The sequence below is a fragment of the Syntrophaceticus schinkii genome, assembly GCF_000946815.1.
GTDB lineage: Bacteria > Bacillota > DSM-12270 > Thermacetogeniales > Thermacetogeniaceae > Syntrophaceticus > Syntrophaceticus schinkii.
Genome location: NZ_CDRZ01000234.1, coordinates 1 through 25,033, shown reverse-complemented (window position 1 = coordinate 25,033; position 25,033 = coordinate 1). Strand labels below are relative to the sequence as shown.

Here is a 25,033-nt window from a genome sequence, read left to right as displayed (position 1 = left end):
ATGAGCGAATATGGCAGGGGCGACAGCAGACGTTTCGATGGGTCAACGATATCGATTATGAGTATGGTTACAGGAGAGCTAAAATTTTAAAGATCCATGTGGTGATATGTAAGGAAAGCTGGGAAGAGATTGAACTTGTAACATGTCGCGGGGTAACGAAAACTACCCGTTACGCTTGGATTTCCAGTGACCCAATCAAAAAGACGAATATCCACGCGCGTTCCAATTTGATAGCCCGAAAGCGTTGGCTTCAGGAGAACACCATTCTCAAAGAAAAACACCAAGGATACCATTACGAACATATCTTTTCTCATAACTGGAATGCAATGAAGGGATATCACTACTTGATGCATATTGGCCGGATGCTCAATGAAATGGTGCTTCATTCGGTTTGCCTAACCGAACATGCTAAAAAAGTTGGGTTTCGGAGACTCATTGAAAAGTTTCGTAAAAACATGATTTACAATTCCTTAGATACAAAGCGAATTCGCAAGTTAATGAAATCCCCAGGCCAACTGCGATTGGTTCAGGATGATGATTGGAAAATAAGGCCAACGGCAGCTTAGCAATTCTATTCAACATAGCGGTTTCAATACGGTGTACACTACCCGTATGCCCATTTGAAGGTGCTATAGTAGGTTAAAAGGAGCAAAATAGCTTGAAAAGGATGTGCCACCACATGTAGAACGGATATTTTTCAAAAAAACTTCGGAATCGGTGATAAAAACGCCAGTTTTTGTACTCGCAAGATTTTTAAACATTTTGATGCGTCAGTACTGTCTCCCCCTGGTCTATCTAGTTTTTTGAGATGTTACCAAGTATAATGAGGAGACTGTGGGTTCAGATGAGGGGGATGCCGGTGGGGAAGAAAGTTGTACTGGGAATTGGCAATTTACTGATGAAGGATGACGGCATCGGTGTGCATGCCATCCGCGCTCTTGAGGGGCGTCTTCCTCAGGATGTGGAACTGGTGGATGGGGGGACAGCCGGCTGTGACCTTTTGCCATATATGATGGGAGCGGAGAAGATTATTATCATCGATGCCCTAAAAGGGGGAGAACCCCCAGGGGCCGTCTACCGGTTGACACCAGAGGATTGCGGGGAGCAGTATCTTGAAGGCACAATCTCTTTGCATGACCTGGGGATCCTGGTGGTACTGCATGACCTTGCCCTTCTGGAGGAGAAAACACCATCAGTGGTGATTATCGGCATAGAACCGAAAGAGATAAGCTGGGGGATGGAACTGACCTCCGATGTGGAGAAGAGCCTTCCAAAAGTTTTAGAGTTAGTTGAGAGAGAAATTGACAGGACTGATGCATAAGTCACGAACACGGCGCTGTATAAGGTGTTTGCGCGATTGAGGACAGAGTTTTTATCGCGGAAGTTGCCCATCTTAGTTTCTTTTATAGAGCAGACATGCGGTTATTTTTGATATGTCAGCACTAAGATATTGACAACAAATTGACAGTATTATTGACAGGAAGCAGACACTGTAAATATAATAATAATGTTGTAGAAATATAAATATTCCTATTTTGAAAATAGAGGTCGGAAGCTAGATGTCGGAGGCCGGAAGTTTCCAGGAACTGCTCTGTGCTGGTTCCGCAACATTCTCTGACCCCGGCTCTGTTTTTTATTCTCTGCTGGTGCTGCTTGGGTGTAATTATTAAGTACAGTTGTTTAGAGGGGGCTTTTTGAATTGATTGAGGTCAACAACCTGACTAAAATATTTTATACCCCGAGCCAGAAAATAGTGGCCCTGGATGATGTCAGTCTGTATGTGGAAAAAGGTGAGATTTTCGGGATTATCGGTTTGAGTGGTGCAGGCAAAAGCACACTCATCCGCTGTATCAATATGCTGGAAAAGCCCACAAAGGGCTCAGTTGTTATCGATGGGATAGAGATCACTGCTCTGGAACCCCAGGAACTGCGCTCTGCCAGGCAGAAGATCGGCATGATCTTTCAGCACTTTAATCTGCTTTCTTCCAGAAATGTGTTCGATAATGTGATCTTCCCTCTGGAAATAGCCGGTGTTCCAAGGAAAAATGCGAGCAAGCGAGTAGAAGAACTCCTTGATCTGGTTGGCTTGACCGATAGGGCAAATTCCTACCCATCCCAACTCAGCGGTGGCCAGAAGCAGCGAGTAGGCATCGCCCGTGCCCTGGCAAACTCACCGAAACTGCTGCTTTCCGATGAAGCTACATCGGCTCTGGATCCCCAGACCACCCGTTCTATCCTTGACCTGCTTAAAGACATCAACCGCAGGTTTAACTTGACGATTTTGTTGATCACCCATGATATGAATGTGATCAAGGAAACCTGTGACCGGGTGGCTGTGATCGATGATTCACGGATTGTGGAGGTGGGAAGGGTGATCGATATTTTTTCCAACCCCCAAACTGCCACATCCCGGAGCTTTATCAGCAATGTGATCAACAGAGAGATTCCGGATCAGCTGCTGCAGCGCCCAGCTGATCAGACATCCGACATCATTAAACGTGTGATCAGGGTTTCCTTTATCGGTGAGTCTGCTGGAAAGCCCTTGATCTCATCTATGATTAAAAAGTTTGATGTGGATGCCAATATCTTATATGGAAATATAGACCGCATCAAAGACACCCCATTCGGTTATCTGACACTGGAACTTACCGGTACACCTGATCAGGTTGCTGAGGGTCTTGATTATCTTAATGAACATGGTCTGGAAGTGGAGGGGATCGAGGATGTTTGATCTGGGTGCCAATGCCTGGATGGTGGACAAGGTTCTGATCGCAACATGGGAGACCATTTACATGGTTGCTATCTCCACTTTCCTGAGCTATGTTGTTGGGCTTCCTCTAGGAGTTATCCTGGTTACCACATCAGAGGGCCATATTCTAGAAAATAAAGGGTTTAACCAGGTTCTGGGTTCTATTGTTAATGCTGTGCGGTCGATACCTTTTATTATTTTCCTGATCCTGATTATACCCCTCACACGCCTGATCGTAGGAACATCGATCGGCACTATTGCATCTATTGTTCCCCTTACACTGGCGGCAATCCCCTTTGTTGCCCGCCTGGTAGAGACATCCTTGAAAGAGATCGAATGGGGGCTCATTGAGGCCGCACTTTCTATGGGAGCCAATGCCTGGCAGGTGATCAGTAAAGTGCTGCTACCCGAGGCTATGCCCTCTCTCAATCTGGGAGTTGCTATAACAACTATAAACCTGGTGGGCTATTCAGCCATGGCAGGGTATTGTGGGGGGAGGTGGTTTGGGAACACTAGCTTATTACTATGGCTATCAGCGTTATGAGAATGGGATCATGTGGATAACTGTCATTGTGTTGGTTATTCTTGTACAGCTTGTGCAGATGCTGGGGGATTCCCTGGCTGCGAAGATCAGTAATAGGAGGAGGTAAACAGTGAAGAGGATATTAGCACTTATCTGTTGTTTTGCTCTGTTGATCGGCCTGGTAGGGTGCGCTTCTAAGGATGATAACAAATTGGTGGTAGGTGCCACAGCGAAGCCCCATGGTGAAATCCTGGAAGTTGTGAAGCCTATGCTGGAGAAAGAGGGCATCGAACTGGAAATCAAGGAATTTACGGACTATGTTTTGTTGAACCCCGCGCTCAATGATGGGGAGATCGACGCCAACTTCTTTCAGCACATTCCTTTCCTGGATGAGTACAACGAGAAAAACAAGACAGATCTTGTATGGACAGCCCAGGTTCATAATGAGCCTATGGGTGTTTATTCGAAAGAATACAAGAAGATTGAAGACCTGCCCAATGGTGCCACGGTGGGTATTCCCAATGACACCACCAACGGTGGTCGTGCCCTGATGGTTCTGGAGAGATCCGGCGTTATCAAGTTAAAGGAAGGTGCTGGGCTGACCGCAACAGACAAGGATATCGCACAAAACTTGAAAAACCTTAAAATCCAGATGATGGATGCCGCAATGCTCCCCCGGGCAATGGATGATTTGGATGCCTGTGTGATCAACAGCAACCATGCCATTGAGGCAAACCTCAACCCGGTCGAGGATTCCATCTTCATGGAACCCAAGGACTCACCCTTTGGCAATGTGCTTGTGGTGCGTGCCAAAGACAAGGATAAAGAGGCCATCAAGAAACTGGGTGAGGCCCTGCAGTCCCCGGAGGTCAAAGAGTTCTTGGAAGAAAAATACCAGGGCAGCTGCGTCCCCACTTTCTAACATCTAACGGGGCCAGGCTTGCATTATTGCTTTTGGTAAAGGTGCCATAGAGTGTGGCTGAGCTTTGTTGTGCCCAAGATACTGGTACATCTTTTTCCGAGCTCTGATTTCCGGCTTCCGACATCTATTACCGCCAGGCTTGCTTTATTGCTTTGGTAAAGTGCCAATATGGCTATATTGGGTATTATATTAATGGAAACACTAGGGTACTGCGATCCTCGTCTATCGGGGGTTCGGACTAAGTCCTTATCTGTTACCGCAGATAAGGACTTTTACTTACTCGCCCAATTTGATGATGTTAAACTACAGCTGAACTGTTCATCCATATGGGAACCGTCCCCCTTAAACGCAGAAATGCACCAGGAACCGTCCCCCTTGCACCCTTGCACTAGTTTTTTATCACAAAAACTCCCAGTATAATCAATAGAGTCCCCACAAGCTTTCCCGGTGTGTATTTTTCCCCCAGCAGCAGAAAAGCAAGGAGTACAGTGATCACAGGGAAAGCTGCTATCACCGGGCTGACCAGGGATACATCCCCCAGTTTCAAGGCATAATAATACGCCAGGTGTCCCAGCAGGGCGGCACAGATTCCCTCCAACCCGATAAACAGCCAGCTGCGCGGGGCAACTCCGGCCAGGCATGGCGCCTGTCCGCTTGCCAGCAGCCAGACCAGCAGAATGACTGTAATAATGCTGCTCCTCATGAAGAGGGCGATTCCCGGTGCCACATCTACCAGCCCGATCTTCCCAAAAATCGGGGCGATCCCCCAGAAAACCAGTCCCAGCAGAGCGAACAAAAAGGCATTCATTTTCATTGCTCCTTCCAAGTATTTCTTTTCTTAATTATAGTTTTTACAAAGCACTAAACAAAGTATATTTTTTATACCTGAAAGTCTCCGCAATCTTCTTCACGGAACTTCTTTGCTTAACAGTCTTGTCCCCCTCTGGTAAAATAGTAAGGGTTGTAAAAACTGCATCAACGGTGGATGGTTTGATGAAGGGTTAATTGTGAGAGGAGGAAGGGAAATGCCAAAAGACCTTTTAAAAAGTCCTTTTATCATCCCCCAGCGGCAGGAGGACTATTATCTGATCAGGATTAGGTCACTGGCCGGCGATTTCAAAGCGCAGGAACTGGGGGTGATCGGTCGTGTGGCAGAAAAATACGGGAAAGGGATTGTACACATCACCACCAGGCAGGGGTGTGAAATTCATAATATCCCGTCAGATAAATTGGAAGAAGCCGTGGCTGAACTAGAACAGTCAGGTATCCTCATGGGAGCGGGAGGCCCCAGGGTAAGGACTGTAATGGCCTGTCCCGGAGCGGGCACCTGCAGGAACGGGATTATCGAAACAAAGGAACTGGCCAGACGGATCGATGAAAGATATTTCGGTAAGGATACCGGAAAATTTAAAATTGCCGTTTGTGGCTGCCCTAACAACTGTACCAAGGTTATGATCAATGATGCCGGAATTATGGGAGGTGTGGTACCCGTATGGGATGCAGAAAAATGCGATGACTGCGGCAGGTGCAGGGTATCCTGTCCCACCGGTGCCATCTCCAGCAGTGAGTCAGGTGTTTATAACAGGGATGAGGATAAGTGCATCATGTGCGGACAGTGCATCAGAAACTGCCCGGAGAACGCCTGGCAGGCAAAAGAAAAGGGCTGCATCCTGTTTCTTGGAGGTACAATGGGCAAGAAGCCCAAGTTAGGGAAGCGTGTCAAGACATTGATTCAAAGTGAGGATCAGCTTTTCCGCTGTCTGGACAGAGCGCTGGAGTATTATCAGAAGCACGGAAAGCGAAAAGAAAGGTTTGGACATACTCTATATAGGATGGGAGCAAAGGATCTGGAGAGAGATGTCCTGGCTGTCGAATAATATTTTAGTGGTATTCGCATGATGAATGCGCTACAATAAATAATGAAAATGGGCATATGCCAAAATATTTGGCGAAAACCTTATAGTTTGGGAGGTCTACAAAAGTGACAAAGAAAGAGTCTATGTGTGATTCATGCCCTTCAAAAACAGAAAACTGCGAAGAAACCTGTGAACAGAAGAGTATGATCAAGGTCAGAGATGATGTCAAATCAGTGATTGCCGTGATGAGCGGCAAGGGAGGGGTAGGGAAGTCTACTGTTAGCGCTCTCCTGGCCAGTGCCATGGCGAAAAAGGGACATAAGGTGGGTATTCTTGACGCAGATATTACAGGACCCAGTATACCCCGACTGCTTGGACTCAAAGGTGGAAATATTACCACTGGCAAAGGAGGAATTATCCCTCCCCAGACCGCAATGGGGATCAAGGTGATGTCTCTCAACCTCTTTTTTGAACGGGAAGATGAGGCTGTAATCTGGAGGGGCCCAATGTTGGCCGGTGCTGTCAAACAGTTTTGGGAAGATGTGGACTGGGGTGGACTGGACTACCTCTTTGTGGATCTCCCCCCTGGAACTGGTGATGTGCCACTTACGGTGCTCCAGACACTTCCCCTGGACGGTGTAGTGGTTGTCTTCTCTCCCCAGGATCTGGCAATTATGATCGTTAAAAAAGCGGTGCGGATGGCACACACCCTTAATGTTCCCATCATCGGGATGGTGGAAAACATGGCTTACCTGGAGTGTCCTGAATGCGGCAAGGTGATCTATCCTTACGGCAAACCGAAGGGTGAGCAGGTAAGCGCGGAAACAGGGATCCCTGTTTTGGCTACCCTGGCCATCCAGTCCTCATATACTAGTTTTGGTGATCAGGGGAAACTGGAAATGCTGGAGACCCCGGAGTTGGAGCAGTTGGCCGGGCGCCTGGAGAATTCCGATGCACTGCATTAATCAAGCTTCGTTTTTCTGCTCCTGGAGTGGGGGGAAAGATGCCTGCCTGGCCTTCTACCATGCGGTACAGGCCGGGGGGAAGCCGCGCTGTCTTTTTACAATGCTCTCCGAAGATGGTGAGCGCTCTAGGGCGCATGCCCTCCCTTTAAGGATTCTGGAAAGTCAGGCCTCTTCCCTGGGCATACCCCTGGTTGTCGGGTCTGCAGCCTGGGGCGGATATGAAAAGGTTTTTATTGATCAACTGCGGAAATTCAAAGAAGAAGGGATCAAGTTCGGCGTTTATGGAGACATCGACCTGGAGGGGCATCGCAAGTGGCAGGAGAATGCCTGTGCTGCAGCAGGGATGAAAGCCTATCTTCCCCTCTGGGGGCGGTCCCGCCGGGAAATAGTTACAGAATTGGTTGAGCTGGGCTTTCAGGCATTAATCGTAGCGGTCAATGAAGAGAAAATGGACAGGCAGTACCTGGGGAGAGTCATGGACAGGCCCTTGATGGATGAACTGGAGAGCAAAGGCATCGATGTGGCAGGAGAAAACGGAGAATACCACACAGTAATAACCGGTGGCCCCCTCTTCCAGAACCCGATTACAATGGAAGTCAAAGGCCTCAAATCCTATGAAAAACATTGCTTTCTCCATATCGATTAAAAGGGGAGATCACGGGGACGGTGCTCGTGATCTCTTTTTTAGATCACGGATCACGTGAGAGATCGCGGGGACGGTTCCTGGTGATCTCTTTTATAGGTCACCAACAGAAGCGAGATGTTGGGAAGTGGGAATAGATAGCACGCCTTGACTATCACACTACTCTACTTTGTCTGGCGTTCTCGGGGTATTGGATAGGACCCGCCAACGGTTCTCGCGGCGGGCCCGATAGAAGCAAGTCAAGGTATCCGCGCCTTTGATTCAACTTGTTACGCAATCACTAAGGTAGGAGTTAAAGGACCGTCCCCTTGTTACGGAGTGATAAAAGCGTGACAAAAGCACGCAAAAGGACCGTCCCCGCGTCACGCTTGATACGTGTGTTCTGAAACTAATTGAAAAAAACCGTATCAATCCTCTTGTTTTTCTCCATTCCCTGTGGTAAATTTAAATAGAACGGCATATGCCCACATAATGCAGGAAAAAGTCGAAGACAGCCTAACGAAACATTCCTATAATAAATGGAAATGGAGGTTATCTGAATGAAAATTGGGGTAACAGCAACTGGGAAGGATCTCGAGTCACAGATGGATCCCCGCTTTGGGAGATGTGCTTACTTTATCCTGGTGGATCCGGATACAGAGGAGTTTGAAGCTGTAGATAATCCGGGAGTCTCAGCTGGGGGGGGCGCCGGGATCCAGGCAGCACAAGCATTTATTAAGCAGGGAGCAGAAGCACTGATTACCGGTTATTGTGGTCCCAACGCTTTTGATGTACTGGCTGCAGGAGGAATAAAGATTTACCAGGCATCTGAAATGAGTGTTAGGGAGGTGCTGAACCATTATAAAAAGGGGGAACTGAAAGAAATCAGCACCCCCGGCAAAGCCAACAGAGGCAAGGGTTCTCGATGATTATCTCTATTCTGAGCGGCAAAGGAGGCACCGGTAAGACCACTGCAGCGGTTAACCTGGCTGTCTCCCTGGCAGCAAAGAACGAAAAAGTGCTCTTGCTGGATGCGGATGTGGAGGAGCCCAATGCCGGACTCTATTTAAAGCCTGTGTTAGAGGAATCCTTACCGGTTTCCATCCCGGTTCCCCAAATCGATGAGCAGCGATGCGACTACTGCGGCGAGTGCGCTGACTTTTGCCAGTTCAATGCACTGGCTGTTGCTCAAAAAGTTGTTATAACCTTTCCTGAGCTCTGCCATGCCTGCGGTGGGTGCACACTCGTTTGCCCCAAAGAGGCGATCAAAGAGGTGGGCAGGGAAATCGGCCTGGTTGAAAAGGGATGGGCAGAATCCATAGGTTTCCGGCAGGGAAGGCTGAACATCGGAGAGCCTTTCGCAATACCGGTGACACGCACCCTTAAAGAGGGACTGGCAGATATAAAAGATAGTATAGTGATCATCGATTCTCCTGCAGGCGTATCCTGCCCTGTGATAGAGGCGGTGAGGGGCAGCGACTTTGCCCTTTTGGTTACAGAACCCACACCCTTTGGGCGCCATGACCTGGGGCTTGCTTTAGAGATGGTCGAGCACCTGGGGATCCCGCATGGTGTGGTGATCAACCGTGCCGGGGATGATAACAGCACAGTCAGTGAACTCTGTCAGGAGAAAAATGTGCCCATCATGCTGGAGATCGAATTCAGTTCCCGCCTGGCTTCACTGGGGGCTGAAGGCATCCCCTTTAGCAAGGCTTTGCCTTATTGGCAGGATAGGTTTTATGAAGTCTATCAGTCTGTCAAGGAGAAATGCTTATGCGCCAATTAGTTATTACCAGCGGAAAAGGTGGTACAGGTAAAACAACGGTAACCGCCGGTTTTATTGCTCTTGCCGGTGAAAAGGTTGTCGCAGATGCTGATGTGGAAGCCCCTAACCAACACCTGTTGCTCAATCCCCAGCTTGTGGAGAAAGGGGAGTATAAAGGGGCAAAAATGGCGGTCAAGGATGCTGAAAGATGTGAACAGTGTGGGAAATGCGAGGAATACTGTCGCTTTAATGCCATCAGGGATATGGAAGTAGAGCCCACCGCCTGTGAGGGCTGCGGAGTCTGCGTTTTTGTATGCCCAACAGGAGCCCTGTGCCTTGAAGAAGTGACCACAGGAGTTACCATGATTTCCAAAACTGGTTACGGTTCTTTTTCTCACGCCCTGTTAGAAATCGGTGCCGAAGGCTCCGGGAAACTGGTAACAGAGGTGCGCAGAAATGCCGAAAAAATAATGCAGGATGAGCCGCTGCTGCTTATTGATGGCCCTCCGGGAATCGGGTGTCCGGTCATCGCTTCTCTCACCGGGACGGACCTTGCCCTGATCGTGGCTGAACCCTCTGTTTCCGGCAGGCATGATTTGGAGAGGATTCATCAGGTTGCACAGCACTTCGAAGTTGATGCCCTGGTTTGTATAAACAAGTGGGATTTAAGCCCTGAGATGAGCAAGGATATTGAGAAATACTGTGAAGATGAAGGTGTTAACCTGGTTGGCAAAATTCCCTTTGACCCCGGGGTGATGGATGTTTATCAACAGGGGCTGCCTGTGGAGCGTCTATTACAAACCAAAGCTGGGGAAGCTATTGCAGAGATATGGGAACAGGTCAGGGGACACCTTTTTCAATAAAGGATTCCACTGGGAAACCCTGTATAAACAGTTGTTAACCGCTATGGGCGGTGGTTATGCGTTAAGCTGCTCACCGTATGTGGTGGTACTTCGAAGGAAGAATGACTTTTTGCAGTGGAATCATAAAGAAATCAAACACAAAAGAGGAGGATCAATCATGAAGGTAGCTATTCCTTCTGAAGGCACCGAAATATGTGCCCATTTCGGACACTGCGAGAGTTTTACAATTGCAGAAGTGGAAGATGGGAAGGTGATCAACAAGCAAACAGTGGATGCACCCCCGCATGAACCGGGTCTGCTGCCGCGCTTTTTAGCTGGTAAAGGTGTTAATGTGGTAATTGCCGGAGGAATGGGCCCCCGTGCCCAGGATCTATTAATAGAACGAGATATTCAGGTGTTCACAGGTGCCAGCGGTTCTATTGATGATGCCTTGGAAGCGCTTATCAGGGGTAATCTGAAAACGGGCGACAATGTATGTGACCATGGCAGTCATGAATGCAATCATTAGATTTAGATAAAATTTATCTTTATTAGTTAAAGAAGTCATGCGCCGTTTACCAAATGCGGCGCTTTTTTATTTTAGCTAAATGACGATGTTTACGGCCGTGCCCTGGATAAACTGTCCGAAGTTAAGATGGAAGAGCTAGACAATCGTTGCTCCACCGTAATGCTTACAGCCCATGACCTGAACATCTCAAAAATTCACTTAGACACCACCAGCAAATTATTTTTACTACTTGATCGACATCGCTGCTTTGTGTTATAGTAATATTGAAATGGGCATATGCCCACAACGGAGATCCACAAAACACCTTTTCTGAATGCTGTGGGCTTAAACCAGGTGCAAAGGGGTGACAATGTTGGATGATATTCTTCACTCCTGTTATCAAGAGCTAGAGAAAGGCCATTATCGTCTAACTCCCCAGCGTGAGGCTGTACTGCTTACGCTGTATCGTGAAAGAGACGGGCATTTAACTTCTTATGAGTTATTCAACAAAGCAAAAAAAATTTATCCTGAGTTGGGGTTGGCGACTGTTTATCGAACCCTGGATCTGTTCTTAGAAATGGGTTTGCTCAGAGAGGTTCAGTTTGATAAGGGATTAACCCAATATGAATTGAGGGATCATCAGGATGGTCATCACCATCACCTGGTCTGCAAGGGTTGTGGCCATCCACAGGAAATCGATGGTATTTTTCCAAAGAAACTGCTGGATCTAATAACTGAAGAAACCGGTTTCCTGATTACTGATTACTGCTGTCAGTTCTATGGTTATTGTGAGAAGTGCAGGACGAATATTGCTCAGGATGGTAAAAAAACAAAGGTTAAAGAACTAATGAGAGGGGAGGTGTTTAATGATGCGCGGTCGTGAATATTATGGCCCTGGTTTTTGGAAAGGTGGTCCTGGCCCCGCCTGGGGAGGCAGAGGCCGGGGTCAAGGCAGAGGTTTAGGCAGAGGTAATCCCTCACCTTTTTGCCGGTTTTTCCCCTGGGTCCTGCCACGCCCTGTTGGGTGGGCTGCATCAGGGAGGTGTTCCTGGACCGCGGGCTGCTGCACCAGAAGGTGTCCCCGGGCCCTGGGCTGCTGCACCAACACAGGGAGAAGAATGGAATGAAGAAGATGTTCTCAAAGAACAGGCCAGTTTCATACAGCAGCGGCTGGACGAGATCAATAAGCGGCTTGAGGAGCTGGAGGGGCAAGAATAAGTTTTGAAAGTTACTGTCACTCCCATTGTTCTAGGGGGAAACCCATTAAGGTGTTTCCCCCTCCCTTTTGCCTCTTTCCATCCCCCCACTTACGACCAAATTTCGGTTGTTTTTAGGGATAAAAGACACCAATTATCCTGCTATTTCAGTTATGTCTCCTTTATGGCTGCTGAACCGGTGATTTTGGGAGTTGTCACACAGGCTACCGTTCTGATCTAACCCCTGCTCCAAAAAAAAGAGCAGGAGAATCGTCTTTGATTCATCCTGCTCCACCTTGAGTCACTGGAAAAGCCTGCCCCGAAATTACAAGGGTCAGACGCCCATGGCGCCGAGGCGGCACCATCAGATCATGAAAACAGAGGCCGAATCATCTTAATTTACGGAACTAGCGGAAGCGGTTCCTGGTAATATCCGACCTCTATTTTTCGGGCAGGCTAATATTTACTTATGGGCACCACCGATGCCTATGATTTTTCCCGACTGATAAAGATCTGCCAATCTCCCTCAACACTTTTTTGGTGTACTACTGCAAATCCCTTACTCTTAGCCAGACGAGTTACATTTTCCAGTGCTGTGTTATTATCAACCAGGACCTCTATTTTCTCGTCACCTTTCTCTATCGCTTCTTTTGCTTTTAATACAGGCAGAGGACAGCTCAAGCCCCTGGCATCAACGACATTGTTCAAGAGAAACGCCTCCCTTTCCTAAGATTGGATACCTGCATTAGGCCTCCCGGCAGACCCAACCTATACCGGCACAGATTATCAGTCCGATGATCACAACGATTTTCCCATAAGGGGTTGGTCCAGCAGGACTGCTGGCCAGCATGAAGTTGTGTGCTATGGCAGCCCCTGCTACCATTCCCAGGACTGTTATGCCACCGTCAGTGTCACCTTGCCCACTCATAATTAGCTGGCGAAGTGGACAACCCCCGGCAAGTATGCCGGCCAGACCCACCAGAGCCATTCCCATGAAGTTCCAGACGCCGTCTGTATGAGCTACAGGCTGATCGACAAACCCAAGATTAAAATAACCAAGTATCAAATTAGCTATCAGTACACCGACAAAAATTGCTCCGTAGCCTTTGAGCAGGTAGGTGTCTTTGGTAAGAGCATAATCACGAATTCCTCCACTCAAACAGAGGCGGGCACGCTGGGCGAGAAATCCCACGATAAGCCCGGCCGCGAGGCTGATGGCCAATGGTGCAAAGAGGGAACCCGGTCCCTTGGCACTGGTGAAGATGGGGCCACCGACTTCGGCATTAAACAGCGGCTTATAAATTACCAGTAGAATAATCACGACAGATACTAAGGGCATAATCAATGCAGCAGCAAGTGACCCCGTCTGGGCGCGTCCAAGGTTGAAGCCGCGCTTGAGAAACTCTATTCCTGCTACAATGCCAACAACAAAACCAGCCAATCCCAGAAGTGCATTGAGATCCCCTCCACCTAGACGAAGCAGCATCCGCAGCGGGCAGCCCAAGAAAACCAGTGCACCGATCATCATAAAGATACCTAACAAAAATCTAATAATAGTGCCCGAACCGCCTTTACTTTTGAATTCACGACCAATCAGTGCAGCAAGAGTGGCCCCCAATACGAGCCCCGGTATTTCCGGCCTCAAATACTGGACGATACCTGCGCGGTGTAATCCCAGACCACCAGCTATGTCTCTCAAGAAACAGGCGATACAAAACCCCATATTCTGCGGGTTTCCCCACTTGACCAGCAGCGCAGCCAGAACTCCAATCAGTAGACCAGTACAAATGACCAACCAATCCCTACGATCCAAGTAAAAATCCCCTCCCATAATAAAGATATGTTAAGAAAGGCAGAGCCATATATTATAAATTATCCTATTAAAACATAATTCCTGCTATGCTAGTCATAACATTTTGTTATTGATAGTTGCCGACTAGCATAATTCACCAAAACTACCCGGAAAATAGAGGTCAGATGCCGGAGGGTCGGAAGCTACCAGTAAATAATGCCTGTATAGGGTTGTTCCTATTTCCTGTAGGCCTGAATAAAAAAAAATTATGGTAAGCAGGATTTTATTTGCTATTGGTGAATAGATAATATAACAGAATATTGATCGGAAAACAGGTTGAGGGAAGCCGGTGCAATTCCGGCGCGGTCCCGCCACTGTAAGGGGGATGTCCCTGCACCAATGCCACTGTCCAGCGCTCAAAGAGCAAGTAGGATGGGAAGGCACAGGGGCTAAATGAACCCAAGCCAGGAGACCTACCTGTACTCTGTCAGTCACACTGCTCTACGCGAGATAGGGAGGTGGTCTTTTTGTTCGAAAGAAATTTGTTCTGACAAAAACCCCGGTCCCCGGTAAGGTCGGGGTTTTTTGGTGTTATGTTTGCGGTGTACTTAAAAGGTATTTTTTCAGATGCTAACTGCTGCTGACACTGCTCATGAAGAAGAAGGCAAACACGGCGCAAATAACTATCAGCAGCACGGCGGGCTGACACTGCTCATAAGGGCGGGAAAAGAAGTGGTTAAAACTCATGGATGATAAGTCACTAGACATTAGACTGGTTGAGATCTAATTTGATACAAGTTTACAAGTAGCTAATCAGGGAGGTTTGATGATGTTTCGTTTTTATAGGAAGAAGAGCATTGCATTATTGCTGACTGTCTGTTTTTTGTTGACTATGGTGGCGCCTGGGTTTGCTGCAGGAACCGGGGGTACAGGAAATTCACTTCAGGATGCCAGGGATGGGATTGTCGGTTATTACTCAAAGAACAAAACCAATTTGGACACTTGGCGAGAAGTAATTGGGTTGAAAGAGGCTGGGCAGGATGTTTCCAGGGCACCCTGGGTGCTGCCTGATTGGAAGACAGATCAACTCAATGAGGATTCACAGCCAACTGATTATGCAGGGACAATCCTTGGCATGCTGGCTGCAGGTCAGAACCCAAAAGATGTTGGGGGCAGAAATCTGGTAGACGAACTGGCTGCACTGCAAAATGATGATGGCAGTTTTAGCACCTGGATGAACCAAACAATCTGGGCTGTTATTGCGCTGGATAAAGCCGGTGGAAGCTATGACACTGAAAAAGCCGTAGAATTCATGTTATCCCAGCAGAAATCCGACGGTGGTTTTGCTCTTTTCGGTGATTCAGGAGATCCAGATACCACCGGGGATGCTCTAGTGGTTCTTGCTCAGCACAAAGATATTGCAGGTGTCTCTGATTCTATCAACAGTGCTATAGGGTGTCTAAAAGCTTTACAGCTACCCAATGGGGGTTTTTCCAGTTGGGGTAATGAAAGCCCGGAGTCGGCAGCCGCAGTAATCCGGGGGCTTCTTGCCTGTGGTGAGAAAAATATTACTTCAGGCGACTGGCAAAAAGAAAAAGGAAACATGATCGATTCTCTCTTTTCCTTCCAGCTGGAGGACGGGTCATTTATTCACTCGACATCAGAAACTAAATATAATGCCATGGCTACCGAACAAGCCTTAATGGCAGTAGCTGATATGGTAAACGCAGGTATAACTTATACTGTTAAAACCGGTCAAAGACATACCGGTGATGAAATAGCTGAAGCGACAGTTAGAGTTCGAGTTGAAGGCTTAACTAAAAGTCTTGCTGATAAAACAGTGACTGTTACCGGAGGCACAGCTTTTGATGCCCTAAAAGCAGCAGTTGGGGAGCAAAATGTAGTTGCTCCCGGCGGCTTCGTCACCAGCATTCTGGGTGAAAGCGGCAAACAGATATCAGATGATATCAGCACCAGCTGGATGTACTATTGTATAAGGAATGGTGAAATTGAACCGGGTGCTTTTTCTCAAGGCGCGGGAAGTTTTAATGTCCAGGACGGCGACCAGGTTATTTTCTACATCGGCGCAATGGACAGTACATGGGCACCAAAGACATTCTTCCCGGTAGTGAGTATAAATGCGCAGTCACCGATTGCAGGCCAAGATATCACACTGACCATTAAAACTATGAAAAACGACTGGATGGCCGGTCTGATAGAACTGACAGCAAAAGAGCTAGAGGCCATTGGGGAATATACGGTGATGGTTGGGGATAAAAAATATGTCACTCAAAATGGCAAGGTCACTATCAAGGCCGACCAGGCAGGAACCCTATCCTTCATCATTACAAACCAGAATGAAGCAGGGTATCCCAATGTCGTACCTTACAAAGGCGAGATTAATGTTCTTGCTGCCGATGAAGGGGGAACAACCGGTGGAACAGACAAACAAGACAATACCAAGGGAAAAACCGGCCTACCCAAAACAGGTGGAAATAATTTACCCATGTATCTTGTCGGAATTGCCCTCTTGTTTGCAGGAGCTTTGACGGTGCGCAGAAAGCAGCACAGTCATGTAGGGCGGAAATAAGCAGAAGCAGTAACGAGTTTTATTTATGGGAATTCAGGGGCGGGTTGGGCTACCCCCTCTTTTAACCCGCCTCTGATACCCTTTTATAAAGATGATGTGAATGGACGGGAGTCATGCAGAAAGTCCTAGTGTAAAGGGGTGTTTCCTCATGAAGAAAAAGACTTATTTAATCCCGTTAGTTTTGGTTGTGTTAGGGCTGCTGGTGCCTATTGTGTATGCAGCCACACATGATGATCAGAGACATGAGCCTCCATCAAGTGCATCTGTTCAGCAGTCAGATGAAGAAGCCAAAGCCCAGGATGGTGATCAGAACAGCAAGCAAAATAACCAGGATGAAGACCAGGAACCGGTTTCTTCGGAAGAAAAGAACGAGCAGTCAGAATCTACCGGAACAACAACTTCAAATAAGGGGAGCCAGAACCAAACCAAGAAAAACGTAATATCTTCCACAGAGCAGTCAGGTACTTCTACCCAGCAAACAAAATCATCCCAGAAGGAAACGCCGGTGACTGAAGTAAAAGAACCCCAGAAGGGCATCAAAGTAGGGTTTGCTGTTGTGGGGAAAGGTAAAAAGCCTATTAAGAAATATAATGTGGTTATTTCAGAAGACAGCAGTTGGGGCAATACCGCTTTAGGGGCACTTGCAGCATCGGGAGAAGACTATGTTATGTCTACTAGATTCAGTGGCTTTGTGGAATCCATTTGCGGACAACGAAACGAAGGTTCATCCGGATGGATGTTTGTTGTAAACGGCGTAGATCCTGGTACCGGAGCAAAAGACAGCCAAGTAAAAAATGGAGATAGAGTAATATGGTATTACAGCGAATCTTATAATGCCCCGGCGCCCAACTGGAATGATCTTTAGAGGATTCCAGTGCGGATACGGGGATGTACAAATCAAGGGAACATTTTTGCTGTTCCATTTAGATGGAACTAAAAACACAAGGAACTTTTATATCATAAACCTCTTACGGAACCGTCAAAAGGAGGCCCCATGCTAGACCAACTTTCCTACAAAGACAAAAACACCTTCTTACAAAATGTGCATACAGCAGCTATATTGACCTACCTGGCGGCACTGTTGCTGCTGCCGCTTATCCTTGCACATCCCCTGTATCTGTTGGGGGTTTTCTTGATCGGTATTTTGGCAGTTGTTGTTTCAGATGCTGCCCAAGAGTGCCTGCCCTTTTTGGTGATGGGGATCTGGGTGGCGGTGTTTGTGATGATTCTCAACCCACTGCTTGTTCAGAATGGGACTACTGTTCTCTTCTATGGTCCTGAGCTGCCGGTGATCGGAAGGCTTCGTATTACACTGGAGGCCATCTGCTATGGGGCGACGATGGGAGTTCGCCTGATGGCCATTATTCTTGCTTTTGCTCTTTATAATGCGATCGTCCATCCGGATAAGGTTACAGGCCTTTTTTCGCGTTTTGCCTGGAAGTCGTCACTGGTGGTTTCCCTGGCCACAAGGATGATTCCATCGACCGCGCGTGATCTCTCCAATGCCAGGGAGGTTCAGCAGATGCGGGGTGTCAATTTCAGTTCCGGGGGTTTTCGGGAGCGCTTGAAGAAATACTCGTGGCTTTTGGAGGTGCTCTTGTTGTCGTCTCTGGAGGGGTCTCTGGCTACAGCGGAAGCGATGCAGGCCAGGGGCTTCGGCTCTAGGCGCCGCACCTGTTACAACAGGGAACTGGTGCGCCCCAGGGATTATCTTTGCTTTTTGAGTGGTTTATCAGCACTTATCATAGGTGTTTATGCCAGGTTTGCAGGTTATGCGAACTTTTCCTATTATCCTCAACTGGATACTCTCGCCGCAGCCAGTGATCTCATCTGGCTGGGTGTAATTATACTCTGTCTACTTTTACCTTTGATTTTAAGCTGGGGGTGGAAACATTGGCCTTACTTGAGATCCAAGATTTAACTTACTATTACCCAGACAGTACCGGACCGTCGCTCTGTAATATCAACCTGAAAATCAGAGAAGGGGAATTTCTGCTGGTTGGCCGGGGGGTCGGGACTCCGGGAAATCGTCACTGGCCCGAGTTTTAGCTGGGTTGATCCCTGAATTTTACGGCGGGAAGATACAGGGGAAAGTTTTGCTTCAGGGAAACGAACTAAAAGGTGATCAGCGGCGTACCCTCAACTCCCATGTAGGTATTGTTTTTCAAGACCCGGAGAAGCAGCTGGTGATGACCTCAGTGGAGGCGGAGATTGCCTTTGGGCTGGAAAATCTGGGGCTTCCACAGCAGGAGATGTTCAGACGGGTGGCTGAGGTGATGACCTTTCTAAATCTTGCTCACCTGAAAGGGGAATTTACCGCAAAACTCTCGGGTGGTGAGAAACAGAAGGTGGCTTTGGCTGCAGTGATTGCCATGCATCCGCGGGTTCTTGTGCTGGATGAACCCACATCCCAGCTGGACCCGGTTGCCGCCGGGGATTTCCTTGATCTGGTGGAGTATTTGAACAAGGAACTGGGCTATACTGTGGTCTTAATCGAGCAGCGTCTGGAGAGGTGTTTCCACCTGGCTGACCGCCTGGTGGTGATGGAACAGGGAAAAGTAATTTGTGATGGGCCACCTGGTGATGTGGCACGCTGGCAGGTGAAACAAGGCCTTCCCTTTATCCCGCCTGTTGCCAGATTTTTCGCTTCACTGAACAGCTCTGTAATCCCTTTGACCGTGAGAGATGGACGCCGGGAACTCCAGAAATGCCAGCCCATGGTCCCTTTTCGGGAGAACCCGCAGCAGCGCCCGACTCTTTCCCCTGTAAAAAAGTCGCAGCCCACTGCAGTTCTCGAAGCAAAAAACCTCTGGTATACCTATCCCGGTGGCCAGGAGGTGATCCGTGGCCAGTCACTTTCTGTAAGAGAGGGGGAGTTCGTTGTTATCCTCGGTGCCAATGCCGCCGGGAAGACCACACTTTTGAAACTGCTGGCAGGGATCCTCAAACCTGACCGCGGAAGTGTACACTTGGATGGTAAAGATACCCGCAAACTGCCTCTGACTGAACTGGGTCGTTATGTGGGCTACCTTTCCCAAAACCCCAATGATTACCTCTTCCAGGATACTGTTGAGGAAGAACTGCGCTTCACCTTAAACAATTTCCGGATCCCGGATGACGGCATCTGTGAAGAGATATTAAAAAGGCTCAATCTCTATGGTTTGCGCCAGGCTAACCCCAGGGATCTGAGCAGTGGGGAGCGCCAGCGGGTTGCCCTGGCTTCAGTGCTGGTAGCGGGGTCGCGCCTGCTGCTCCTGGATGAGCCGACCCGGGGGATCGATTACCGGTTAAAGACGGAACTTGGAGGATTTCTGCATGAGATGACCGCCTCCGGCGGGACGGTGGTTATGGTGACACATGATGTGGAATTCGCTGCAGAATATGCCCACAGAGTTATAATGGTCTTTGATGGTGTGGTGGCCTGTGATGGATCCCGGGAGGTGCTGGGTGAGTCAATTTTTTACGCTCCCCAGATGGCCAGATTGTTTCGGGGTACAGCCCGGGATGTGCTGACCGTCAGTGAGGGTCTCCATAAAATGACAGGGGGTGCCCTGGATGTCTGCCAGACAAGGTGATGCAGCATTTGATAAAGCAGGCAGCAAAGTATTAAAAGTGAGCCTTGCTCTCTTGACGGCAGCTGTGATCGCGGTTCTGCTTATCTGGAAGCTGGCGTTTATCCATCAAAATTGGGAGGTTTTTGCCGCAGTTCTTCTGCTGGCATCTTTGGCTGCCTTTTTTGTCAGCTTTGAAAGAAACAATGTATCTTCAAAGGATATCGGGGTAATCGCAGTCTTGGCTGCTCTGGCTGCGGTTTGCCGTGTGCCTTTTGCTCCCCTGCCCGGCATTCAGCCCACCACTTTTTTGGTGATCGTTTCCGGGTATGTCTTCGGCGCACGGTCGGGGTTTATGGTGGGTGCAGTAGCTGCTCTGGTTTCTAATTTCTTCCTTGGCCAGGGTCCCTGGACTCCCTTTCAGATGCTTTTCTGGGGGCTAATCGGCGCCAGCGCCGGACTGCTCGGTGAAATTCGCCCACAGGCAGGCCGTGCTGTGATGGTACCTTTCAGCATCGCCTGGGGATACCTCTTTGGCTGGCTGATGAACATCTTTTTTGTTGTATTTTTTATCAAACCCCTCACCTGGAAAGCCGTCTTTGTTGCCTATGCGGCCAGCTTTCCCTTTGATACACTGCACGCCCTGGGCAATGTTTGTTTTTATCTGCTCCTTGGTCCCCAGGTGATCAAGGTGCTCAAGCGCTTCAAGGAGAAGATGACGTATGTAGAGATCTAATATTTGCCAAACGCCTTTCTTGTACAGTGCCGTAGCCATCAGCCTCTATCTTTATGCTTATTTGAAATGATGTTTTGCCTGATACCTCAATGGGGCCGGAATGGTATCGGCTGAAATATAAATCTTTTGTCACTTCCCGGCAGCCCCTGTCGGGAACTTTTTTGCCTACATCAATAGCTATTTGCAGGAATTGCTTACTGTTTGTCGAATTTCTAAGTATTGCACGGCTGAAGCCGCAGACCAAATATTGCAAGTTTCTAAAAATGTTGCTGATCAGAACTGATCAGGCATGATTAACCTCATTAACAAAGAGACACCTCTTACCCAGGCCTTCTGGATACCGGGTGAGGAGAAAATATAGGAAAAGGGCCACGGAGGTCTACCTGCCTTGATGAATCAAGGTCAGACTACGTGGCTTTAATTTTATAAGCGGGTGTGGTGTGAGATCAGATGAAAAATTATATATTAAAGAGGCTGCTCTACTTAATTCCTGTTATGATCGGTGTTTCCATCATCACCTTTGCCCTGATCAACCTTGCCCCAGGAGACCCTGCGGAGTTGATGCTCAGAGCTGAAGGGATGGAGCCGACTCGGGAGGCTGTAGAAGCCCTGCGTGAGGAGATGGGATTGAATGACCCGGTCTATGTACAGTACGGTAAGTGGCTTTGGGGAGTTCTGCATCTGGATATGGGAAAGTCTTACCGCACGGCCAGACCGGTTACCGAGGAGATCCTGGATCGCTTTCCGGCGACACTGGAACTTACCGTTGCCGCTCTGCTTTTTGTGCTCCTCTTTGCTGTACCCGCCGGAATTTTAGCTGCCCTTTACCGCCATGCCTTTATCGACCACTTAAGCCGTATCCTGGCCCTTCTGGGGGCATCTATGCCTGGATTCTGGTTAGCGCTCTTAATGATCTACTTTTTTGCTGTAAAATTAGGTATTTTTCCGGTAATGGGGAGAGGCGGCCCCATGCACCTGGTTTTGCCTGCTGTGACCCTGGGCTTTGCTATGGCTGCTGTGTATGCCAGATTGCTCAGGGCCAGCATGTTGGATGTGCTGGGTCAGGATTTTATCAAAGTGGCCAGGGCGAAAGGCCTTCATGAGAAGTGGGTAATCGGGCGCCATGCCTTAAAAAACGCCGTCCTCCCTGCGGTGACCATGTTCGGAATGAGCTTTGGGGGTTTGCTGGGTGGTTCTGTGATCATCGAAACCATCTTTGCCTGGCCGGGGATCGGAAAATTTGCTGTGGATTCCATCTTTAATAGGGACTACCCGGTGATCCAGGGGTATGTTCTTTTTATGGCTGTGATTTTTGTGGTTGCCAATTTACTTGTTGATATCTCGTATGGGTTGCTTGATCCGCGGATCCGCCTGGAAAGGAGAAGTTGAGATGGCCAGTAAAGCTAATGGCCTATTTTCGTCTCCACTGGACGAGCATTTAAGTGCAGGTGGAGAAATAGGAGATGAAAGCCTGCTGCGCGGAGCTATGAGAAGGCTGGCCAAAGACAAGCTCGCCCTGCTGGGATTGGTGATCGCAATCTTAGTCATTCTGGTGGGGGTTTTTGCCCCCTATCTGATGCCCAATGATCCCGTCAAGGTTTTACTGGACAAGAGGCTTCTCTCTCCCTCTTCGGCCTATCCCCTGGGAACTGATCACCTGGGACGCTGTCTTCTCTCCCGCTTGATTTTCGGCACACGGGTATCTTTGAGCACAGCAGCTATTGCCCTCTTTACGATCATGCTGATCAGCATTCCGGTGGGTACAATAGCAGGGTATATGGGGGGATGGGTGGACAACCTGTTGATGCGCCTGGTCGATATTCTGCTTGCTTTTCCCAGCCTGATCCTCGCTCTGGTTATCGCCGGCATGCTGGGACCGGGCCTGCTCAATGTGATGATGGCGGTATCAGCGGTCGGATGGGTGGGCTATGCGCGGGTGATCCGCGGCCTTGTGTTATCTGTTAAGGAGAAAGAATATGTTATGGCTGCTCGGGCCTGTGGGACACCGGAGTGGGCGATTGTGATCAAGCATATCCTTCCTAATGTCCTTTCTCCGGTGATTGTCTTGGCTACCTTGGATATCGGTAGTCTGGTCCTTTCCATCTCGGGGCTTTCCTTCCTGGGGTTGGGTGCCCAGCCGCCGACCCCGGAGTGGGGTTCGATGCTCAATGACGGCAGGCCCTACATGCAGGTTGCCCCGCAGTTGATGGTCTATCCCGGTATAGCGATCATGATCGTTGTGCTGGCTTTCAACCTGTTGGGTGATGGACTGCGGGATGCCCTGGATCCCAGAGGAACAGATCGGGTATAATTTTGTCGGGGAGAAGTTTATTCTAGCAGGAGATACCATTAGTCTGTCGAAATGTTTTATTGGGAAAACAAATATGATGGAACTGACCACGGAGGTCACGCTCCCTGAGAACAGGGAAAGGCTTCCGTGTTTTGTTTTAGATGCGGCATTAAAGTTAATCATCCCCTGTCACCGCCTGGGAAATGAGATGTGGGAAGCGGGAGGTTGGAAGTCGGAATAGATGTGGGAAGCCGGGGGTCGGAAAAAGATGGCCGGGCTTAAAGCAATAAAGCAAGCCTGACCCCGAAGGAGGTTTAAGTTGGTGCGTGAAACTGTCCTGGAAGTAAATGATCTTTATACCCGCTTTCGCACCAGACATGGTGAGGTCAGGGCGGTGAATGGGGTGAGCTTTGAGATCGCCCCTGGTGAAACACTTGGCCTGGTAGGAGAGAGCGGGTGTGGAAAAACTGTGACAGCCCTCTCCCTGGTCGGTCTGATCGACCGCCGGGAGAGATCTATTCAGGTGAAGTTTTACTGGATGAGCAAAACCTCCTGGAACTAAACAGAAAAGAACTGCGGGAGATTAGAGGCAAAGAGATCGCTTTTGTCTTTCAGGATCCCTTGTCCTCCCTGAACCCGGTACTCTCTATCGGCACCCAGCTTACGGAAACCATTATCGCACATGAGAGGGTAACCAGGGATGCTGCGCGGCTGCGGGCAGTGGACCTATTGGACAGGGTGGGCCTTCCAGGCCCAGAGAAGCTTCTGCACCGCTATCCATTCCAGCTTTCCGGGGGGATGCGCCAGAGGGTGATGATTGCCATGGCTCTGTCACTCCATCCACGCATCCTGATCGCAGATGAACCCACAACAGCCCTTGATGTTACCGTTCAGGCCCAGATACTGGCAGAGATGAGGAGGCTGAAAAGGGAGTTTGGCACAGCCATTCTTCTCATCACACATGATCTTGGTGTGGTGGCTGAACTGGCGGACAGTGTTGCTGTGATGTATGCGGGGTCTATAGTGGAGATGGGAAGCATTCAAGATATCTTTGAAAGGCCTGGCCATCCCTATACCCGGGCACTGCTGAAATCTGTGCCCCGTCTTTCCCAGAGCAGCACCTTTTTAGAACCGGTCAAGGGACAGCCCCCCAGCATGCTCAATCTCCCTGACAATTGTGCATTTCTACCCCGCTGCCCGCAAGCAAAGTCTGTGTGCTATGAAGGAAAACCGCAGCTGCAGGCCCTGGGCTATCATCACCTGGTGGCCTGTTATTGTGTCGGAGCTGAGCGACAGGAGGCCATCATGGCATGACACTGCTGCAAACAGAAGACTTAATTAAATATTATACAGCAGACGGGGGTTTGTTCAGCAGGGGTTCTTTGAAAGTGCATGCTGTGGACGGAGTTGCCATCAAGATTGAAAGGGGAGAAACCCTGGGGTTGGTCGGAGAGAGCGGCTGCGGCAAGAGTACCCTGGGGAGGCTGCTGGCCAGGCTGGAGGACCCTGATGCCGGGAAGATCTTTTTTGACAGCCAGGAGATCACCGGCTGCACCGGAGAAGAACAGCGTCTCCTGAGGAGCAAGATCCAGATCATCTTTCAGGATTCCTACTCCTCACTGGATCCACGCCAGACCGTAGGGGGAATCATCATGGAACCCCTGGCCAATTTCGGTGTGGGCAACCGGCAAGAGCGGAAAGAGAAGGTGGCAAAACTCCTGGAAACAGTGGGATTGGAGCCTACACATATCTCTCGCTACCCACACGAATTCAGCGGCGGGCAGCGCCAGCGCATCAATATCGCCCGCGCCCTGGCCCTGACTCCTGAATTGATCATCTGCGATGAACCGGTTTCCAGCCTGGATGTCTCCATTAGAGCGCAGATCTTGAACCTGCTCAAGAAACTGAAAGATGAGTTTGGCCTTGCTTATCTTTTTATATCACATGACCTGTCTGCAGTGAGCTATATGGCTGATCGGATTGCTGTGATGTACCTGGGCAAGATAGTGGAGGTGCTGGATGCCGGTGGTTTCACCAGTCGCTCCTGTCATCCGTACTCCGTGGGCGTTGCTGGTCCTCAGCGGTTCCCGTTCCAGGAGGTTCCGCAAGGGGGATTTGAGCGTGTA

Annotated in this window: 29 protein-coding genes, 1 pseudogene and 1 riboswitch; of the genes and pseudogenes, 27 read left to right on the top strand and 3 right to left on the bottom strand. The window is 49.0% G+C overall.

Translation table 11 applies throughout. The annotated features are described in order from the left end of the window. The 6 genes and pseudogenes from SSCH_RS19210 to SSCH_RS09010 all read left to right on the top strand — a co-directional run. Nucleotides 1–566, top strand: a pseudogene (locus SSCH_RS19210) (hypothetical protein); the annotation flags it as partial. Between the two features lie 293 nt (nucleotides 567–859). Then, nucleotides 860–1,321, top strand: coding sequence for a hydrogenase maturation protease (locus SSCH_RS09025; protein ID WP_198142326.1), 462 nt, complete (start codon nucleotides 860–862; stop codon nucleotides 1,319–1,321). 378 nt (nucleotides 1,322–1,699) lie between these two features. Further along, a complete protein-coding gene (locus tag SSCH_RS09020; RefSeq protein WP_044665175.1) occupies nucleotides 1,700–2,731 on the top strand; it encodes a methionine ABC transporter ATP-binding protein in 1,032 nt (343 codons plus the stop codon). After that, nucleotides 2,724–3,293 carry a methionine ABC transporter permease gene (locus tag SSCH_RS09015; RefSeq protein ID WP_456300461.1) on the top strand — a complete coding sequence of 190 codons (570 nt, stop codon included), beginning with the start codon at nucleotides 2,724–2,726 and terminating at the stop codon, nucleotides 3,291–3,293. Before SSCH_RS09020 ends, SSCH_RS09015 begins: the two co-directional genes overlap by 8 nt. Further along, nucleotides 3,253–3,399: a hypothetical protein gene (locus SSCH_RS22380; protein ID WP_456300460.1), complete on the top strand. Its 147-nt coding sequence runs from the start codon at nucleotides 3,253–3,255 to the stop codon at nucleotides 3,397–3,399. The genes SSCH_RS09015 and SSCH_RS22380 overlap by 41 nt, the downstream gene beginning before the upstream one ends. A 3-nt stretch (nucleotides 3,400–3,402) precedes the next feature. After that, complete coding sequence (locus SSCH_RS09010) at nucleotides 3,403–4,194, top strand: MetQ/NlpA family ABC transporter substrate-binding protein (protein ID WP_044665174.1); 792 nt, start codon at nucleotides 3,403–3,405, stop codon at nucleotides 4,192–4,194. 388 nt (nucleotides 4,195–4,582) lie between these two features. Here SSCH_RS09010 and SSCH_RS09005 read toward each other — a convergent pair whose 3' ends face one another. After that, nucleotides 4,583–5,002, bottom strand: a complete 420-nt coding sequence (locus SSCH_RS09005; RefSeq protein ID WP_044665173.1) for an EamA family transporter — start codon at nucleotides 5,000–5,002, stop codon at nucleotides 4,583–4,585. A gap of 217 nt (nucleotides 5,003–5,219) precedes the next feature. Between SSCH_RS09005 and SSCH_RS09000 the strand changes: the two genes are divergently transcribed. The 9 genes from SSCH_RS09000 (at nucleotide 5,220) to SSCH_RS08960 (ending at nucleotide 11,970) form a co-directional block, all read left to right on the top strand. Next, nucleotides 5,220–6,071 carry a 4Fe-4S binding protein gene (locus SSCH_RS09000; RefSeq protein WP_044665172.1) on the top strand — a complete coding sequence of 284 codons (852 nt, stop codon included), beginning with the start codon at nucleotides 5,220–5,222 and terminating at the stop codon, nucleotides 6,069–6,071. 104 nt (nucleotides 6,072–6,175) lie between these two features. Continuing rightward, nucleotides 6,176–7,015, top strand: coding sequence for an Mrp/NBP35 family ATP-binding protein (locus tag SSCH_RS08995; protein ID WP_044665171.1), 840 nt, complete (start codon nucleotides 6,176–6,178; stop codon nucleotides 7,013–7,015). Beyond that, a complete protein-coding gene (locus SSCH_RS08990; protein WP_044665170.1) occupies nucleotides 7,002–7,661 on the top strand; it encodes a Dph6-related ATP pyrophosphatase in 660 nt (219 codons plus the stop codon). The genes SSCH_RS08995 and SSCH_RS08990 overlap by 14 nt, the downstream gene beginning before the upstream one ends. Before the next feature lie 536 nt (nucleotides 7,662–8,197). Beyond that, nucleotides 8,198–8,566, top strand: coding sequence for a NifB/NifX family molybdenum-iron cluster-binding protein (locus SSCH_RS08985; RefSeq protein WP_044665169.1), 369 nt, complete (start codon nucleotides 8,198–8,200; stop codon nucleotides 8,564–8,566). Further along, complete coding sequence (locus tag SSCH_RS08980; protein WP_044665168.1) at nucleotides 8,563–9,423, top strand: ATP-binding protein; 861 nt, start codon at nucleotides 8,563–8,565, stop codon at nucleotides 9,421–9,423. The genes SSCH_RS08985 and SSCH_RS08980 overlap by 4 nt, the downstream gene beginning before the upstream one ends. Next, a complete protein-coding gene (locus SSCH_RS08975) occupies nucleotides 9,411–10,265 on the top strand; it encodes an ATP-binding protein (protein WP_044665167.1) in 855 nt (284 codons plus the stop codon). The genes SSCH_RS08980 and SSCH_RS08975 overlap by 13 nt, the downstream gene beginning before the upstream one ends. Before the next feature lie 157 nt (nucleotides 10,266–10,422). Then, the gene (locus SSCH_RS08970; RefSeq protein WP_044665166.1) at nucleotides 10,423–10,773 is read left to right on the top strand and encodes a NifB/NifX family molybdenum-iron cluster-binding protein; all 351 of its coding nucleotides are present in this window, start codon (nucleotides 10,423–10,425) and stop codon (nucleotides 10,771–10,773) included. A 349-nt stretch (nucleotides 10,774–11,122) separates the two neighbouring features. Then, nucleotides 11,123–11,635 (top strand): Fur family transcriptional regulator, encoded by a 513-nt coding sequence (locus SSCH_RS08965; protein WP_084711052.1) that lies wholly within the window; start codon nucleotides 11,123–11,125, stop codon nucleotides 11,633–11,635. 137 nt (nucleotides 11,636–11,772) lie between these two features. After that, on the top strand, nucleotides 11,773–11,970 hold the full coding sequence (locus tag SSCH_RS08960; RefSeq protein WP_044665165.1) for a DUF5320 domain-containing protein: 198 nt from the start codon (nucleotides 11,773–11,775) through the stop codon (nucleotides 11,968–11,970). Nucleotides 11,971–12,434: 464 nt separating this feature from the next. On the opposite strand, the gene SSCH_RS08950 is transcribed toward SSCH_RS08960, so the two are convergent. Both SSCH_RS08950 and yedE read right to left on the bottom strand, forming a co-directional pair. Beyond that, a complete protein-coding gene (locus SSCH_RS08950) occupies nucleotides 12,435–12,656 on the bottom strand; it encodes a sulfurtransferase TusA family protein (protein WP_044665163.1) in 222 nt (73 codons plus the stop codon). Between the two features lie 37 nt (nucleotides 12,657–12,693). Continuing rightward, nucleotides 12,694–13,761, bottom strand: coding sequence for a YedE family putative selenium transporter (gene yedE / locus SSCH_RS08945; protein ID WP_232294319.1), 1,068 nt, complete (start codon nucleotides 13,759–13,761; stop codon nucleotides 12,694–12,696). A 295-nt stretch (nucleotides 13,762–14,056) separates the two neighbouring features. Further along, a riboswitch (cobalamin riboswitch) is annotated at nucleotides 14,057–14,235 on the top strand. Between the two features lie 132 nt (nucleotides 14,236–14,367). Here yedE and SSCH_RS20975 point away from each other — a divergent pair. The 12 genes from SSCH_RS20975 to SSCH_RS08895 form a co-directional block, all read left to right on the top strand. Further along, entirely contained in the window at nucleotides 14,368–14,493 is a 126-nt protein-coding gene (locus SSCH_RS20975; RefSeq protein ID WP_269746160.1) for a hypothetical protein, read from the top strand. 73 nt (nucleotides 14,494–14,566) lie between these two features. Further along, on the top strand, nucleotides 14,567–16,330 hold the full coding sequence (locus tag SSCH_RS16655; protein ID WP_084711054.1) for a DUF4430 domain-containing protein: 1,764 nt from the start codon (nucleotides 14,567–14,569) through the stop codon (nucleotides 16,328–16,330). A gap of 148 nt (nucleotides 16,331–16,478) precedes the next feature. Then, nucleotides 16,479–17,195, top strand: a complete 717-nt coding sequence (locus SSCH_RS08935) for a DUF4430 domain-containing protein (protein WP_044665161.1) — start codon at nucleotides 16,479–16,481, stop codon at nucleotides 17,193–17,195. A gap of 129 nt (nucleotides 17,196–17,324) precedes the next feature. Next, nucleotides 17,325–18,251 carry an energy-coupling factor transporter transmembrane component T gene (locus SSCH_RS08930; protein WP_044665160.1) on the top strand — a complete coding sequence of 309 codons (927 nt, stop codon included), beginning with the start codon at nucleotides 17,325–17,327 and terminating at the stop codon, nucleotides 18,249–18,251. A gap of 133 nt (nucleotides 18,252–18,384) precedes the next feature. Next, nucleotides 18,385–19,905 (top strand): ABC transporter ATP-binding protein, encoded by a 1,521-nt coding sequence (locus SSCH_RS08925; protein WP_232294318.1) that lies wholly within the window; start codon nucleotides 18,385–18,387, stop codon nucleotides 19,903–19,905. Next, nucleotides 19,886–20,617, top strand: a complete 732-nt coding sequence (locus tag SSCH_RS08920; RefSeq protein WP_084711050.1) for an ECF transporter S component — start codon at nucleotides 19,886–19,888, stop codon at nucleotides 20,615–20,617. The genes SSCH_RS08925 and SSCH_RS08920 overlap by 20 nt, the downstream gene beginning before the upstream one ends. A 450-nt stretch (nucleotides 20,618–21,067) precedes the next feature. After that, nucleotides 21,068–22,006: a nickel ABC transporter permease gene (nikB, locus tag SSCH_RS08915; protein WP_044665159.1), complete on the top strand. Its 939-nt coding sequence runs from the start codon at nucleotides 21,068–21,070 to the stop codon at nucleotides 22,004–22,006. A gap of 1 nt (nucleotide 22,007) precedes the next feature. Beyond that, nucleotides 22,008–22,928, top strand: coding sequence for a nickel ABC transporter permease subunit NikC (gene nikC, locus SSCH_RS08910; RefSeq protein WP_198142325.1), 921 nt, complete (start codon nucleotides 22,008–22,010; stop codon nucleotides 22,926–22,928). Continuing rightward, nucleotides 22,894–23,148, top strand: a complete 255-nt coding sequence (locus SSCH_RS08905; RefSeq protein ID WP_044665158.1) for a hypothetical protein — start codon at nucleotides 22,894–22,896, stop codon at nucleotides 23,146–23,148. Before nikC ends, SSCH_RS08905 begins: the two co-directional genes overlap by 35 nt. An 81-nt stretch (nucleotides 23,149–23,229) precedes the next feature. Continuing rightward, on the top strand, nucleotides 23,230–23,469 hold the full coding sequence (locus SSCH_RS19205; RefSeq protein WP_198142324.1) for an ATP-binding cassette domain-containing protein: 240 nt from the start codon (nucleotides 23,230–23,232) through the stop codon (nucleotides 23,467–23,469). Then, on the top strand, nucleotides 23,364–24,221 hold the full coding sequence (locus SSCH_RS08900; protein ID WP_198142323.1) for an ABC transporter ATP-binding protein: 858 nt from the start codon (nucleotides 23,364–23,366) through the stop codon (nucleotides 24,219–24,221). The genes SSCH_RS19205 and SSCH_RS08900 overlap by 106 nt, the downstream gene beginning before the upstream one ends. Beyond that, the coding region (locus SSCH_RS08895; RefSeq protein WP_044665157.1) for an ABC transporter ATP-binding protein at nucleotides 24,218–25,033 on the top strand (816 nt) is incomplete at its 3' end. The genes SSCH_RS08900 and SSCH_RS08895, both read left to right, overlap by 4 nt.

What these genes read in the sequence shown, in the direction of transcription:
- SSCH_RS09015 (WP_456300461.1), top strand. Translation starts at nt 2,724, where the DNA reads ATGTTTGATCTGGGTGCCAATGCCTGGATGGTGGACAAGGTTCTGATC.
- SSCH_RS09005 (WP_044665173.1), bottom strand. Translation starts at nt 5,002, where the DNA reads ATGAATGCCTTTTTGTTCGCTCTGCTGGGACTGGTTTTCTGGGGGATC.
- SSCH_RS09000 (WP_044665172.1), top strand. Translation starts at nt 5,220, where the DNA reads ATGCCAAAAGACCTTTTAAAAAGTCCTTTTATCATCCCCCAGCGGCAG.
- SSCH_RS08990 (WP_044665170.1), top strand. Translation starts at nt 7,002, where the DNA reads ATGCACTGCATTAATCAAGCTTCGTTTTTCTGCTCCTGGAGTGGGGGG.
- SSCH_RS08985 (WP_044665169.1), top strand. Translation starts at nt 8,198, where the DNA reads ATGAAAATTGGGGTAACAGCAACTGGGAAGGATCTCGAGTCACAGATG.
- SSCH_RS08980 (WP_044665168.1), top strand. Translation starts at nt 8,563, where the DNA reads ATGATTATCTCTATTCTGAGCGGCAAAGGAGGCACCGGTAAGACCACT.
- SSCH_RS08975 (WP_044665167.1), top strand. Translation starts at nt 9,411, where the DNA reads ATGCGCCAATTAGTTATTACCAGCGGAAAAGGTGGTACAGGTAAAACA.
- SSCH_RS08970 (WP_044665166.1), top strand. Translation starts at nt 10,423, where the DNA reads ATGAAGGTAGCTATTCCTTCTGAAGGCACCGAAATATGTGCCCATTTC.
- SSCH_RS08965 (WP_084711052.1), top strand. Translation starts at nt 11,123, where the DNA reads ATGTTGGATGATATTCTTCACTCCTGTTATCAAGAGCTAGAGAAAGGC.
- SSCH_RS20975 (WP_269746160.1), top strand. Translation starts at nt 14,368, where the DNA reads ATGCTAACTGCTGCTGACACTGCTCATGAAGAAGAAGGCAAACACGGC.
- SSCH_RS16655 (WP_084711054.1), top strand. Translation starts at nt 14,567, where the DNA reads ATGATGTTTCGTTTTTATAGGAAGAAGAGCATTGCATTATTGCTGACT.
- SSCH_RS08935 (WP_044665161.1), top strand. Translation starts at nt 16,479, where the DNA reads ATGAAGAAAAAGACTTATTTAATCCCGTTAGTTTTGGTTGTGTTAGGG.
- SSCH_RS08930 (WP_044665160.1), top strand. Translation starts at nt 17,325, where the DNA reads ATGCTAGACCAACTTTCCTACAAAGACAAAAACACCTTCTTACAAAAT.
- SSCH_RS08920 (WP_084711050.1), top strand. Translation starts at nt 19,886, where the DNA reads ATGTCTGCCAGACAAGGTGATGCAGCATTTGATAAAGCAGGCAGCAAA.
- nikB (WP_044665159.1), top strand. Translation starts at nt 21,068, where the DNA reads ATGAAAAATTATATATTAAAGAGGCTGCTCTACTTAATTCCTGTTATG.
- nikC (WP_198142325.1), top strand. Translation starts at nt 22,008, where the DNA reads ATGGCCAGTAAAGCTAATGGCCTATTTTCGTCTCCACTGGACGAGCAT.
- SSCH_RS08905 (WP_044665158.1), top strand. Translation starts at nt 22,894, where the DNA reads ATGCCCTGGATCCCAGAGGAACAGATCGGGTATAATTTTGTCGGGGAG.